The 12,531-nt window shown below is 55.5% G+C and carries 13 protein-coding genes; 10 read left to right on the top strand and 3 right to left on the bottom strand.

From position 1 onward, the window contains the following. Positions 1 to 296 precede the first annotated feature (296 nt). Positions 297 to 1,277, top strand: coding sequence for an integron integrase (locus KUV22_RS02730; protein WP_222228161.1), 981 nt, complete (start codon positions 297 to 299; stop codon positions 1,275 to 1,277). Between the two features lie 14 nt (positions 1,278 to 1,291). Here KUV22_RS02730 and KUV22_RS02725 read toward each other — a convergent pair whose 3' ends face one another. Both KUV22_RS02725 and KUV22_RS02720 read right to left on the bottom strand, forming a co-directional pair. Continuing rightward, positions 1,292 to 1,519 carry a zf-HC2 domain-containing protein gene (locus KUV22_RS02725; protein WP_222228159.1) on the bottom strand — a complete coding sequence of 76 codons (228 nt, stop codon included), beginning with the start codon at positions 1,517 to 1,519 and terminating at the stop codon, positions 1,292 to 1,294. Beyond that, positions 1,516 to 2,169, bottom strand: a complete 654-nt coding sequence (locus KUV22_RS02720) for an RNA polymerase factor sigma-70 (protein WP_222228157.1) — start codon at positions 2,167 to 2,169, stop codon at positions 1,516 to 1,518. Before KUV22_RS02720 ends, KUV22_RS02725 begins: the two co-directional genes overlap by 4 nt. A 206-nt stretch (positions 2,170 to 2,375) precedes the next feature. Here KUV22_RS02720 and modA point away from each other — a divergent pair, with 206 nt between their 5' ends. The 9 genes from modA to arsH all read left to right on the top strand — a co-directional run bounded on the left by modA (position 2,376) and on the right by arsH (position 11,431). After that, on the top strand, positions 2,376 to 3,233 hold the full coding sequence (modA, locus tag KUV22_RS02715) for a molybdate ABC transporter substrate-binding protein (protein WP_222228155.1): 858 nt from the start codon (positions 2,376 to 2,378) through the stop codon (positions 3,231 to 3,233). Continuing rightward, entirely contained in the window at positions 3,223 to 3,915 is a 693-nt protein-coding gene (modB, locus tag KUV22_RS02710) for a molybdate ABC transporter permease subunit (RefSeq protein ID WP_222228153.1), read from the top strand. The genes modA and modB overlap by 11 nt, the downstream gene beginning before the upstream one ends. Next, the gene (modC, locus tag KUV22_RS02705; RefSeq protein ID WP_222228151.1) at positions 3,905 to 5,095 is read left to right on the top strand and encodes a molybdenum ABC transporter ATP-binding protein; all 1,191 of its coding nucleotides are present in this window, start codon (positions 3,905 to 3,907) and stop codon (positions 5,093 to 5,095) included. The genes modB and modC overlap by 11 nt, the downstream gene beginning before the upstream one ends. Positions 5,096 to 5,472: 377 nt before the next feature. Continuing rightward, positions 5,473 to 7,578 carry a carboxy terminal-processing peptidase gene (locus KUV22_RS02700; protein ID WP_222228149.1) on the top strand — a complete coding sequence of 702 codons (2,106 nt, stop codon included), beginning with the start codon at positions 5,473 to 5,475 and terminating at the stop codon, positions 7,576 to 7,578. 126 nt (positions 7,579 to 7,704) lie between these two features. Next, positions 7,705 to 8,520, top strand: coding sequence for an exodeoxyribonuclease III (gene xthA, locus KUV22_RS02695; RefSeq protein ID WP_222228147.1), 816 nt, complete (start codon positions 7,705 to 7,707; stop codon positions 8,518 to 8,520). A gap of 213 nt (positions 8,521 to 8,733) precedes the next feature. Beyond that, the gene (locus tag KUV22_RS02690; RefSeq protein WP_222228145.1) at positions 8,734 to 9,075 is read left to right on the top strand and encodes a metalloregulator ArsR/SmtB family transcription factor; all 342 of its coding nucleotides are present in this window, start codon (positions 8,734 to 8,736) and stop codon (positions 9,073 to 9,075) included. Positions 9,076 to 9,157: 82 nt separating this feature from the next. Next, positions 9,158 to 9,634, top strand: coding sequence for an arsenate reductase ArsC (locus tag KUV22_RS02685; RefSeq protein ID WP_222228143.1), 477 nt, complete (start codon positions 9,158 to 9,160; stop codon positions 9,632 to 9,634). 23 nt (positions 9,635 to 9,657) lie between these two features. Next, positions 9,658 to 10,716, top strand: coding sequence for an ACR3 family arsenite efflux transporter (gene arsB, locus KUV22_RS02680; RefSeq protein ID WP_222228141.1), 1,059 nt, complete (start codon positions 9,658 to 9,660; stop codon positions 10,714 to 10,716). Then, entirely contained in the window at positions 10,703 to 11,431 is a 729-nt protein-coding gene (gene arsH / locus KUV22_RS02675) for an arsenical resistance protein ArsH (protein ID WP_261319075.1), read from the top strand. Before arsB ends, arsH begins: the two co-directional genes overlap by 14 nt. A gap of 57 nt (positions 11,432 to 11,488) precedes the next feature. On the opposite strand, the gene KUV22_RS02670 is transcribed toward arsH, so the two are convergent. Further along, on the bottom strand, positions 11,489 to 12,301 hold the full coding sequence (locus tag KUV22_RS02670; protein WP_222228138.1) for a S1/P1 nuclease: 813 nt from the start codon (positions 12,299 to 12,301) through the stop codon (positions 11,489 to 11,491). Positions 12,302 to 12,531 lie beyond the last annotated feature (230 nt).

Raw genomic sequence — 12,531 nt, 5'->3', positions numbered from 1 at the left:
TGAAAACTATTCAAAGCAAAATCTTGTGCCAAACCTAGCGAATACTCATTGATTTTCAATATCTTAACTCGCACATCAGTGCCAGGCGCTTTCAGCGAATTCGATCATCACGACTACTATCCCTCACTCCAGCGTTCGCGCTAACCCACTGATATTTCTACATTTTTTCATGGTTTTCGATTGCGCCGCCGAAAAGGTGGTCGTCACGCGCGATTTTCAGGTTGATTTTCGCCAGATCTTGCCAAAAAATACTGTATAGAAATACAGTTCAATATATCGATGCAAAGGAATGCATGATGGACGATATTCCAACTCCCCTCCCCGCTAAGCCAACGCGCTTTATGGATCGCCTGCGCACATTTATGCGTACCCGACAGCTCGCCTACAAAACTGAAAAGACCTATTGCTTTTGGATAAAGGACTTTATTCGATTCAATGGCATGCAGCGGCCGGAAGACATGGGCAAATCACAGGTGGATGAATGGCTTGGCTATCTAGCGAACCGCCGATCGGTTTCTATCAACACGCAGAAAACTGCGCTAAACGCGATTGTATTTCTGTATAAGCAGTTCTTGAGTATTGACCTTGGAAATCTGCAGTTTGAGAGAACGAGTAAGGGCAAGCGGCTTCCTGTCGTATTTACCCATGATGAAGCCATTGCAGTACTGGGTGGGCTAAAGGGCCATCACAAGCTTGCGGCGAGTCTTATGTATGGGTCTGGTCTGCGAGTGATGGAGGCTGTGCGGCTGCGAGTCCAGGATATCGATTTTGGCCACCAGTGCTTGTTTATCCGCGAAAGTAAGGGAGACAAGTGGCGGCGGACGGTGCTGCCAGTTTCACTATTGGAGCCGCTAAAGGCGCAGGTCGACTATGCACTAGCGCTCCATAAGCGTGATTTGGATGAGGGTTTTGGGGCGGTTTACCTGCCCGGCGCACTCGCAAAGAAGTATCCGCGCGCGGCGACAAGTCCGGGCTGGCAGTACGTTTTCCCTGCACGGGAGCGATCGACCGACCCGCGAAGCGATGTTATCCGGCGTCATCATCTCGGGGAGCAGCAAGTGCGAAGAGCAGTGGCAAACGCATTGCGATCTGCCGGCATCCGGAAAAAGGCGAGCTGCCATACATTTCGACACTCTTTTGCGACGAACCTGTTGTCGAAAGGTACCGATATCCGAAATATACAGGAGTTACTTGGGCACAGTGATATCAATACCACCATGATCTATACGCATGTTATTGGCGTGCACGAGCGTGGGGTTGTTAGCCCGCTAGATTAACGGGCTTTAGTGGGTTATTTGTCCTGAGGGTTCGAATCACTGGGTTGCTGGCGGTCTTGAACCTTTTCTTCCCCTTTGGCATACGACCGGGCCAAGTCACGCAAGGTACCCATTTGCTGTCCAAAGTTACGGCAGGCTTTGCACATGAATACATGAAACTTAAGTGCGAGTTTTTCGCGACGGCTGAGGTTGCGCTCCTGCTGCTCAGACAGGAGACGGGTTGCCTGTTTGCAGTCTATCATGGTGTTGCTTCCTCCGCGGTAGACGGATCAAACCATCCATTTTCGAGGCACGCCCGTAAGCGCAGCCTGGCGCGATACAGGGTGACGTGAAGATTGCTAGTGCTCAGGGTAAGTTGCTCGCAGATTTCTTCGGATTCGAGTTCAATAAACTCACGCATCATAAACACCCTCGCCTGCTTTTCAGGCAGCCCATTCAGGCAGGCATCGAACACCCGCCAAAAATGATCACTGTGGACACCGCCTTGTGGACCGGTCCAGCTACTCGGGCGCTCAGCTTTGTGCCAGTGCCCACCGCTATCAAATAGCCCATCCATAAACGCCTGTTCGCGGTGCTCGTCATCTCCCAGTTCGCTGGTGGCGATCACGCGCTGGCGATAGCGCAGGATATCGGCGATTTTGTACTTCAAGATCGAAAATACCCAGGTGCGCAATGCAGCCTGGCGCTTGAAAGAATCCTCATTCTTGAGTGCGCCGGCCAGAGCTTCCTGTACGGCGTCTTCCGCCTGGTCGTCGTCGCGCAGTTGCAGGCGAGCGAATTTGAGCATCTGTTGCCGCAATTCGGTCAAAAACTGCGCGTCCTGGAGCGTCTGGGCCTGTGGTGTTCGACCAGCTTCAATGCCATCCCGGCCAACGGGGACACTTTCAGTCATCTACTCACTCTCAGTACTGATGGCGGTTTTACCGCCATGATGGTTTGTCGGTTAACTAGGGGTATTCTTACACTTTACGCCGATGCTGGTCAGCACAATTCAACCAGCCTGACGTTCGGGCGACCTTGAAATGCCCGGTCAGATGAACAACTATACCGCGGTCATGCCGTGCCACGTGCACGGAACCGGGATCCAGGAGTCATTTCGTGCAGGGAACGCCAGCCCGCCCCCCTTCTTTCCAGCGCTTGCGGCAAATATTGTGCGGCGTGGTGGCTGGCCTTTATGCATGTTTCAGTGCTGCCGGCGAGATCACGGTTGCCGTTGCTTCGAATTTTGCCGCCCCCATGCGGGAGATCGCCGCCGCCTTTGAGCAGGTATCGGGCGAACATCGGCTGCGCCTCGCGTTTGGCTCCTCCGGAAAGCTGTATGCGCAGGTCTACCATGGTGCGCCCTACGACGCGTTCTTCTCCGCAGACCAGGACAAGGTCAACCATCTGATCCAGCGCGACCGTGCCATAAGGGATACCCGTTTTACGTATGCGCTCGGTCAGTTGGTGTTGTGGTCTGTAGATGGGGCATTAATTGACGAAGACCCCACCGTTCTAGCCAGCGATCGCTTTCGCAAACTCGCAATTGCCAATCCCAAGCTGGCACCCTATGGCGTTGCGGCGATGGAAACTTTGACCGCGCTGGATCTTGAAGAGGCCACCCGCGGCCGCCGCGTGCTCGGGGAAAATATCTCTCAGGCGTTCCAGTTCGTAGCGAGCGGCAATGCTCAGCTGGGGCTAATCGCCCTCTCCCAGGTCTATCGGGATGGCGAAATCACTGGTGGTTCATCCTGGCTGGTACCTCAGGCTTTGTATCAACCAATCCGACAAGACGCCGTGATACTGAGACACGCAGCCACAGGCTCGCCCGAGCGTTTGGCCGCGACGAACGCATTCTGGGCATTTCTGCGTACCCCCGAAGCCCGCGCAATCATTGAGTCGTACGGTTACCGTTCAAGTACAGCCAACACCGACTCTCCCGCCACCTCTACCCAGGGGGTGCCCGATGCTGAGTGATGCTGATCTCGCTGCAATTTGGTTGACGCTAAAGCTCGCGACGACCGTGACTCTTCTGTTGATGATCCTTGGCACGCCGCTGGCCTACTGGCTGGCAAAAACGCGGTCCTGGTGGAAAGGCCCGGTGAGTGCGCTCGTCACACTGCCCCTGGTGCTTCCACCAACAGTGCTCGGATTTTACTTACTCATCTTTATGGGCCCGCAAGGGCCTCTGGGGCAGCTCACGGAATCGCTCGGGCTGGGCACATTGCCGTTCACGTTTCCCGGCCTGGTCATCGCTTCATTGCTCTATTCGCTGCCGTTTGTGGTGCAGCCGATTCAAAACGCTATTGAAGCGCAAGGGCAACGCCCGGCAGAGGTAGCCGCCACCCTGCGCGCAGGCCCGTGGGACAGTTTTTGGCATGTTACCTTGCCGCTGGCTAAGCCCGGCTTAGTCACCGCGGCGGTGCTGGGCTTTGCCCACACCGTTGGTGAGTTTGGTGTAATCCTGATGATTGGTGGCAATATCCCGGGCGTCACCAAGGTGGTTTCAATCCAGATCTACGACCACGTTGAGGCCCTCGAATACACGCAGGCGCACTGGCTTTCTGCAGCCATGCTCATCTTTTCGTTTTCCGTGCTGCTGGCCCTGTACGTCTTGCAGCGACGTAGAGCTGCAGGAGGATGGCGCTATGGACCCTAGCTCTATCAAACGCCCTGCCGGAAACCAAGTAAACCATTTGGCCACTCCGCCTGCGGCGACCAACTCTATCGACGGTCGGTTTTATCTGCCGTTCACCCGCGGCCGACAACAAACCGATTTTTTTCTGGATGTGGATTTCTCCATACCGGGTAGCGGTGTTACCGGTATTTTCGGCCCTTCGGGCTCCGGAAAAACCACACTTTTGCGCTGCATCGCAGGCTTACAGCCCTGCGCACAGAGCCACCTCCGGGTAAATGGTGAGACTTGGCAATCCGCGAATCCCGGCGCAGCAACACTGCCGGTACACAAACGTCCGATTGGTTATGTATTCCAACAGCCGAGCCTATTTCCGCATCTGAGTGTGGAGGGCAACCTCACATTTGCGCGCAAGCGCGCAACACAACCGGTAAACGCAGAAAACTATGACGAGATTGTCCAGCTGATGGATTTGAGCGGCCTGCTCGACGCCCGCCCGGAATCACTCTCGGGGGGTGAGCAGCAGCGCGTTGCCATAGCGCGAGCATTACTGGTTAAGCCGCAACTCTTGTTAATGGACGAGCCACTGGCTGCGTTAGATCTCGCGCGCAAGCGCGACATTCTGCCCTACCTGGAAAAGCTCCATCAGTCGCTGGACATCCCTATTCTGTATGTCAGCCATTCTGTAGACGAGATCGCACGCCTTGCGGACCATCTGCTGCTGATGGGAGACGGCCGCATCCGGGAGTCCGGAGCCGCGCCGGCATTGCTCTCACGCACGGATTTTCCGGTGCAACTGGGAGATGACCTGGGTGTGCTGCTGGAGGCGGATGTGATTGAACGCGATACCCAGTGGAACCTGTTACGTGCACGCTTTGACGGTGGAGACCTGTGGTTGCGTGACAGCGGTGAAGCACCGGGCGAACGTATCCGCATAAGGGTATTGGCCCGCGACGTCAGCCTCACCCGCACCGAAGACACGGACTCGAGCATCCTCAATCGGCTGCCAATGCGGGTGGTCGATATCACTGCAGACAGAGATCCAGCCATGGTGCTGGTTCGTATGAGCCCACGTGCCACATCGGTATCCGACAACTCAGGCATTATCACCGCGAGGGTCACGTGCCGCTCGCAGGATGCCCTGGCACTAGCGGCCGGTGAAGAGGTTTGGGCACAGATTAAATCGGTGGCGATTGTGCGCTAGCGCGACTGTGCAGTCCAGGCTACCAGCGCGAGCAGGTGCTGGCGGACTGGGCCAGTTTGCCCAGCCAAAGTGCTGATATGTGCCGTCTGGGTAGGCATTTCAGGGCGGGAAATCACCGATTACCCTCGAAACGAGAGCCTGAGTGCCGGGAAAGTGAGCAATTGTGTATCGCCAATCCACGTATGGCGGCCAATTCATTTCACCATTCGCCCCAATAAGGAAACCATTCGCCTTCTTGAAGAAGCATTTCATGCCTTTCGGAGCTTTCAGCCTTTATACTTGTCCTAAGCTATAAGTCGCCACTGCTCCGGAAGCCCTCTTCCGGCTCCAAATAGACAGTGGGGCGCCTTGAAGTAGGACGTATAAAGAGACTCCTTATGCATAGCAATCGATTCGCTAATCTGATTTCCGGCCTGTCCGTATCTCTCCTGGTTCTCCTCTCGCCAATGACCCTGGCGGCAGATCCAAAAGACCTGAAGCCCCATGAAGACCAGGGTGGCACAGCAAAAGAGATCGTCAGCAAACTCGAGATGCTGCACTACAACAAGCTCAAGGTCGGCAATGAAATGTCCGCTGGCCTGTGGGACGAATACATTAATAGCCTCGACCCCACCAAGAGCTATTTCCTCGCCTCCGACATCAATGAATTCCGTCAGTGGCGCACCCAGCTGGACGACGACCTGCGCGCGGGCAACGTCGATCGCGGTTTTGACATCTACAACCGCTACCACCTGCGCATGACCGACCGTCTGAACAACATCGTGTCTCAGCTGGAAAACGGCCTGCCGGATTTCGATTTCACCAAACAGGAATCCCTCGAGCTCGACCGCGAGAAAAGCGAGTGGCCGCAGTCCATCAGCGCCGCCGATGACCTGTGGCGCAAGCGCCTGAAAAGCAGCGTGCTGAACCTGCGCCTCACCGACAAAAGCGATGACGAGATCGCCGACCTGTTGAAGCGCCGCTACAAAGGCCAGCTGAAGCGTCTCGACCAGCAGAATTCCGACGATGTGTTCGAGCTGTACATGAACTCGCTCACCCGTCTGTACGACCCGCACAGCAACTACCTGTCGCCGCGCTCGTTGGAAAACTTCAACATGAGTATGTCTCTGTCCCTCGAGGGCATCGGCGCTGTGTTGCAGATGGAAGACGAATACACCAAGGTCGCGCGCCTGGTGGCCGGTGGCCCGGCGGACCGTACCGGTAAGATCAAACCCAATGACAAGATCGTGGCCGTTGGCCAGGATCAGAAAGGCGAGATGGTCGACGTTGTCGGCTGGCGCCTGGACGATGTCGTGGACCTGATTCGTGGTTCGGCTGGCACCTACGTGCGCTTGGAAACTATTCCGACAGGCGGTGACGGTACTCACCGCACCATTACCATCAAGCGCAGCAAGGTAAAGCTTGAAGATCAGGCCGCGAAGAAAGCGACCTTCGAATTCTCCGATGGTGATCAGAACTTCAAGGTCGGTGTGATCAACCTGCCCACCTTCTATATCGATTTCGAGGCCTACCGCCGCCGCGACCCGAACTACAAGAGCACCACCCGCGATGTAGCGCGCCTGCTGGACGAACTGCAGAAGGAAGGTGTGGACGGCATTATCCTGGACCTGCGCAACAATGGCGGCGGCTCCCTGCAGGAAGCCACCATGTTGACCGACCTGTTTATTGACCAGGGCCCGGTGGTGCAGATTCGTCACGCAAACGAGCAGATTTCTCGCCACAACCGTTCGCGCTCCCGCGCTATGTATCGTGGCCCGCTGGTGGTATTGATCAACCGCCTGTCCGCATCTGCCTCGGAAATTTTTGCCGGTGCGATTCAGGACTACAACCGTGGCTTGGTCGTCGGTAACCAGTCTTTCGGTAAAGGCACCGTGCAGACCATGGCACCGCTGAAAGAAGGCCAGCTGAAGATTACCCAGTCCAAGTTCTACCGTGTATCTGGTGACAGCACCCAGCACGCCGGGGTAACTCCGGACATTCTGATGCCGGAGCTGATCGACGCCGAGAGCGTGGGTGAGAGCGCGTACGACACAGCCCTGCCCTGGGACCGTATTCATGCTGTACGTCACGCGAAGTACTTCAACCTGAAAGACATCTTGCCGGAGCTGATCAAAAAGCACGACAAGCGTACCGAGGTAGACCCGGACTTCGTGTTCCTGCGCAAGCAGTTCAAGTTCCAGACGGATCGCGCCAACCGCAAGGCGGTGTCTCTGAATGAAGGCGCCCGCGTGCAGGAGCGCGAAGACCTCAACCAGAGCGTGCTGGCCATTGAGAACCAGCGCCGCCAGGCCAAAGGTCTGGAGCCTTACGCAACGTTTGAAGCCTATGAAAAGAGCGAGTCCGACGACACCGCGCCGGTGGGTGGCCCGACCGAAATCACGCTGGAGGACGATCCGGTGCTGAACGAAGCGGGTTACATCATGGCCGACTTTATCGGGCTAAAAAAACGCTCAAGCTCGCCACAAGTAGCGAATTTTGATTAAGACCAGCTTGCGCTAACGCAAGCAGCCAGTGCCGACCACCCAGCGCGCTGGCCTAAAACAACATTGCCAGGCCCGTTATTCCGCAGGGAATAGCGGGCTTTGGTTTATTTGCATATTGGGGGAAAAATGAAAGTTGTATCCTTTAACGTCAACAGCATCCGCGCGCGCCTGCACCAGATGGAAGCGCTGGTAGAATCGCAGTCGCCCGATATCATCGGCCTGCAGGAAACCAAGTGTACCGATGAAGACTTTCCCATCGACGCTATCCGCGACCTCGGTTATGAAGTTATCTATTTTGGCCAAAAGACCCACTACGGCGTTGCCCTGCTCTCTCGCTACCCGTTCCTGAAGAAACAGTACGGTTTCCCTACCGATGCCGACGACGCCCAGCGTCGCCTGGTTGCCGGACAGTTCGATATCGGCGGTGATCAGCCCCTCACCGTGATCAACGGCTATTTCCCACAGGGGGAAAACCGCGAGCACCCAGTGAAATTCCCGGCCAAACAAAAATACTACGCTGACCTGGACGCATACCTGAACAACAGCTGCGACAGCAAAGCGCCCGTGCTGGTGATCGGCGATATGAACATCTCGCCGAGTGATCTCGATATCGGCATTGGCGAGCCCAACCGCAAGCGCTGGCTGCGCGACGGCAAATGTAGCTTCCTTCCGGAAGAGCGTGAGTGGCTGGACAAACTGTACAACTGGGGCCTGGTAGACACCTTCCGTGCACAGAACCCGGAAACCGATGACCTGTTCAGCTGGTTCGATTACCGCAGCCGTGGGTTCGACCGCGAGCCCCGTCGCGGCCTGCGCATTGACCTGATCCTGGCCACCCACGGCCTTGCTGACCGTTGCATCGATACCGGCATCGACTACGATATTCGCGGTATGGAGCGCCCGTCAGACCACGCCCCGGTATGGGCTAAGTTCGACCTCTAAGCTGCAATTCAGGCCATATACAGCACACCGCACCCACGTGGTGTGCTGATCTCCGCTGTTTCTCCCGAATCAGCACCGCCCACCCCCGCCCTACAATCACACTGCCATCAAACCAACGCCTCCGCTTTCATATTCGTATTTCCATATATATGTTTTTCCGCATATACTGCGCGAACACGAGTAGATGACCACCCTCAGCGACTCGAGGAAACCATGAATCCCGTATCAATCTTCAAGTGTCTCGCCGATGACACCCGCCTGCGCAGCCTGCTACTAATCGCCAGTGAGGGTGAGCTATGCGTGTGTGAGCTGATGTGCGCGCTGGATGAGAGCCAGCCCAAGATCTCCCGTCACCTGGCCCAGCTGCGTGCTGCGGGCCTGTTGAGCGATGAGCGCCGTGGACAGTGGGTCTATTACAGCCTGCCTTCCGATCTACCGCGCTGGGTCCATGAGGTAGTCGCACAAACGCTGGACGCGAACCAAGCGTTCATACAACCCAATCAGCAAGCATTGGCGAGCATGCAGAACCGTCCCGCGGGCAGTAATTGCTGCTAGCAACCTATTACTGCAAGGCAAACGCCACATTATTGTTTCTTTAGTTCAAACCCCGTCAGTGAAACCCCTTGAGAAGCCACCGATGAAAGTTTTGTATATCTGCACCCACAACCGCTGCCGCAGTATCCTGAGCGAGGCCGTCACCAACAGTCTTGGCCAGGAACAAATCGAAGCGCGCAGTGCCGGCAGCCAGCCCAGCGGTGTGGTCCACCCACTGTCGATCAAGTATCTGAAGGAGCGCGGCATCGAGACCGATAGCCTGCGTAGCCAGTCCTGGGACGACTTTGAAGATTGGCAGCCGGATCTTGTAGTGACGGTTTGCGACAGTGCAGCCGGAGAGAGTTGCCCGGTATGGTTTGGTAACTCCGCCAAGGTTCACTGGGGACTGAAAGACCCATCCAAACTGGAAGGCAGCGAGGAAGAAATCGAACGGGCCTTCAACCATACCATCGACATCATCCAGCAACGGGTTGAGCAAATGCTTGAACAGGGCCTCCATAAAAAGAATGGCGCTGCACTTCAAGAAGCCATGCAGACCCTGGCCGACACCGAACAATAACAACAAAAAGAGGAATTCAGCATATGGGTATTTTTGAGCGCTATCTCTCTGTCTGGGTAGCACTGTGTATTCTCGCGGGCCTGCTATTGGGCAACCTTGCACCACAGCTTTTCCAGCACATCGCCGCAATGGAAGTGGCCCACGTCAATTTGCCAGTGGCAGTACTTATCTGGGTAATGATCTACCCGATGATGGTGCAGGTGGACTTCTCCTCCATCAAGCATGTGGGCGACAAACCGAAAGGCCTGGCACTTACCCTGGTGGTCAACTGGCTCATCAAGCCATTCACCATGGCGGCACTTGGCTGGCTATTTTTCCGCGTGATCTTTGCCGATCTGGTGGATCCGCAAACCGCGTCTGAATACATCGCCGGCATGATTTTGCTTGGGGTCGCCCCCTGCACTGCCATGGTATTTGTGTGGAGCCAGCTCACGCGCGGCGACGCCAACTACACCCTGGTACAGGTCTCGGTAAACGACGTGATTATGATTTTCGCGTTTGCGCCGATCGCAGCCCTGTTGCTCGGCGTTAGCGACATTACCGTACCCTGGGATACGCTGCTGCTGTCCGTGGTGCTCTACGTCTTGTTACCACTCATTGCTGGTATTCTCACCCGACGGGCACTGGACTCTGCCAACGATCATCACCGCCTGGAAGAATTCCTGCACCGGGTAAAACCCTTCTCCGTTGCCGGCCTGTTAGGCACCGTGGTCTTACTGTTTGGCTTCCAGGCCGAGACTATCATCAACAGTCCGCTCGCGATTGTGTTAATTGCGATCCCACTGCTGATTCAAACCTACGGCATCTTCGCTGTCAGCTATTTCGCCGCGTACAAAATGAAGCTACCACACAACGTGGCAGCACCGGCCTGCATGATCGGCACCTCGAACTTTTTTGAACTGGCCGTTGCCGTAGCAATCTCGCTTTTTGGCCTGAATTCAGGCGCGGCACTGGCAACGGTTGTTGGTGTACTGGTCGAAGTACCGGTGATGCTATCACTGGTGGCGTTCGCCAATCGCACGCGCCACTGGTTTGGTGCGGCGCCGGCAAACAATGAGGGAGTAACGCATGAGCAAGTCTGACACTGAATCAACCATGCCCAATATTGTTCCCGAGTGCTTTAGCAATACAGATATGGGCGAGTTAACCGCACCCATTGAGGAGCAGGCGCCTAAGATCCTGCTGCTGTATGGCTCGCTGCGCAAACGCTCATTCAGTCGCCTTGCCGCCGAAGAAGCCGCGCGCATTCTGAATACGCTCGGTGCGGAAACACGGATATTCAATCCATCGGGCCTACCCTTGCCCGACGATGACGTGGATGCAGAGCACCCGAAAGTCCAGGAGCTACGCGACCTCGCGGCGTGGAGTGATGGCATGGTCTGGTCCTCACCCGAGCGCCACGGCGCCATGACCGGCATCATGAAAACCCAGATCGACTGGATTCCTCTGGCGGTACAGGCAGTGCGTCCTACACAGGGAAAAACCCTCGCAGTAATGCAGGTTTGTGGCGGCTCTCAGTCCTTCAATGCCGTGAACCAGATGCGTATCCTGGGGCGCTGGATGCGCATGGTCACCATTCCGAACCAATCTTCCGTGGCCAAGGCCTGGCAGGAGTTTGATGATAATGACCGCATGAAGCCCTCTTCCTATTACGACCGTATCGTGGATGTAATGGAAGAGTTGATGAAGTTCACCTACCTCCTGAAAGACAAGCGGGATTACTTCACCGACCGCTATTCTGAGCGCAAGGAAACCAACGAGGAATTCCGCAAGCGCATTGATCAGCGATCAATCTAATTCTGCGATCAAGGCAGAGGCGCCGACGAAACGTCAACGCCTCTGCCTATTCCGCAGCTATTCGCTGGCCAGCACATCTGTTAATAGTACCGCCAGGCGCATACCTCCCTGACGCAAACGCAACTCTGCCACTGCCCGATTCTTCTCATAATAGTCTTCGCCCAATACGCTCATATCGCTGTATGCATTGGAATGCGCAAGCCGATGCGACTCCGCCAGCCAGACCAAAGGCCCACCGATTTCGTCATTTGCCAAGTCAAACAACTGATGGCGGTCAATCCGATCTACCTGGTGCGCGGCAAAACTCTGCCAATTGTCCATAAAGCGTGCAGGAAGATGCGTATCCCAAAGCGCATGCAAATTGGTTTCTTCTCCATAAAACGTGACCTTCACATCGTTGCCTCCGCGATCTTCACGCAAGCCGGTATGCATCGGCTGATGAATATCCTCTACAAAGTGGACAAGAAACAGCAGCGCTTCGGCGCGCTCAGCATCCGTACGCGTGGTATCTGCCAGTTGCTCCCGATAAGTATGAATCGCTTCGACGATACAACCATACTGAGGGCAATCGCGGGATTTTTCGTATCCCTCCCAGGCCACAGGCAAATTGATGTAGTGCATCGGCTTGGCCCAGTCGTAACTCGCATCACCACGCATCCGATCGGCCCAGGTACCTGCTTCAGCGAGACTTGTCTCTCCCTTTGCCGCCAAAAGCGTTAGTACCTTCTGCTGCACCGAGGTATCCAATAGCTGCCAGGCAATCTCACCGGTCGCGCGATGACCATCTGCACCCCAAGCATAACTGTGCGAGGCGGATATTAGGGCACTAGCGGCAATCACGAGCGTGGCAATTCTGTTCATGAAACTCATGTCGTGTTTCCCATCAAAGAAATAACATCGACAAACTATAAGGAAACTATTTCAGAACTATTGCAAAGGATGAATTGGCATATGAATTCTCAGTGCAGGATATTCGTCACAAGTTAGAGACAAATTCGAAATAATAGTTTCACCAGCCTGAAAGAACTCTCCACAACAATAGGCGCGCCGAATAACGGCAAGCCCCCTGCATAGCGGTGGGCTATAGAAGCCAATTCAAC

Source organism: Microbulbifer agarilyticus, assembly GCF_019800665.1.
Lineage (GTDB): Bacteria > Pseudomonadota > Gammaproteobacteria > Pseudomonadales > Cellvibrionaceae > Microbulbifer > Microbulbifer agarilyticus_C.
Note: the sequence above shows the minus strand (reverse complement) of the source record. Positions and strands in the feature narration are given on the sequence as shown.

Excerpts from the sequence above, each read along its gene's own strand:
- KUV22_RS02730 (WP_222228161.1), top strand. The coding sequence starts at position 297 with ATGGACGATATTCCAACTCCCCTCCCCGCTAAGCCAACGCGCTTTATG.
- KUV22_RS02725 (WP_222228159.1), bottom strand. The coding sequence starts at position 1,519 with ATGATAGACTGCAAACAGGCAACCCGTCTCCTGTCTGAGCAGCAGGAG.
- KUV22_RS02720 (WP_222228157.1), bottom strand. The coding sequence starts at position 2,169 with ATGACTGAAAGTGTCCCCGTTGGCCGGGATGGCATTGAAGCTGGTCGA.
- modB (WP_222228153.1), top strand. The coding sequence starts at position 3,223 with ATGCTGAGTGATGCTGATCTCGCTGCAATTTGGTTGACGCTAAAGCTC.
- modC (WP_222228151.1), top strand. The coding sequence starts at position 3,905 with ATGGACCCTAGCTCTATCAAACGCCCTGCCGGAAACCAAGTAAACCAT.
- KUV22_RS02700 (WP_222228149.1), top strand. The coding sequence starts at position 5,473 with ATGCATAGCAATCGATTCGCTAATCTGATTTCCGGCCTGTCCGTATCT.
- xthA (WP_222228147.1), top strand. The coding sequence starts at position 7,705 with ATGAAAGTTGTATCCTTTAACGTCAACAGCATCCGCGCGCGCCTGCAC.
- KUV22_RS02690 (WP_222228145.1), top strand. The coding sequence starts at position 8,734 with ATGAATCCCGTATCAATCTTCAAGTGTCTCGCCGATGACACCCGCCTG.
- KUV22_RS02685 (WP_222228143.1), top strand. The coding sequence starts at position 9,158 with ATGAAAGTTTTGTATATCTGCACCCACAACCGCTGCCGCAGTATCCTG.
- arsB (WP_222228141.1), top strand. The coding sequence starts at position 9,658 with ATGGGTATTTTTGAGCGCTATCTCTCTGTCTGGGTAGCACTGTGTATT.
- arsH (WP_261319075.1), top strand. The coding sequence starts at position 10,703 with ATGAGCAAGTCTGACACTGAATCAACCATGCCCAATATTGTTCCCGAG.
- KUV22_RS02670 (WP_222228138.1), bottom strand. The coding sequence starts at position 12,301 with ATGAGTTTCATGAACAGAATTGCCACGCTCGTGATTGCCGCTAGTGCC.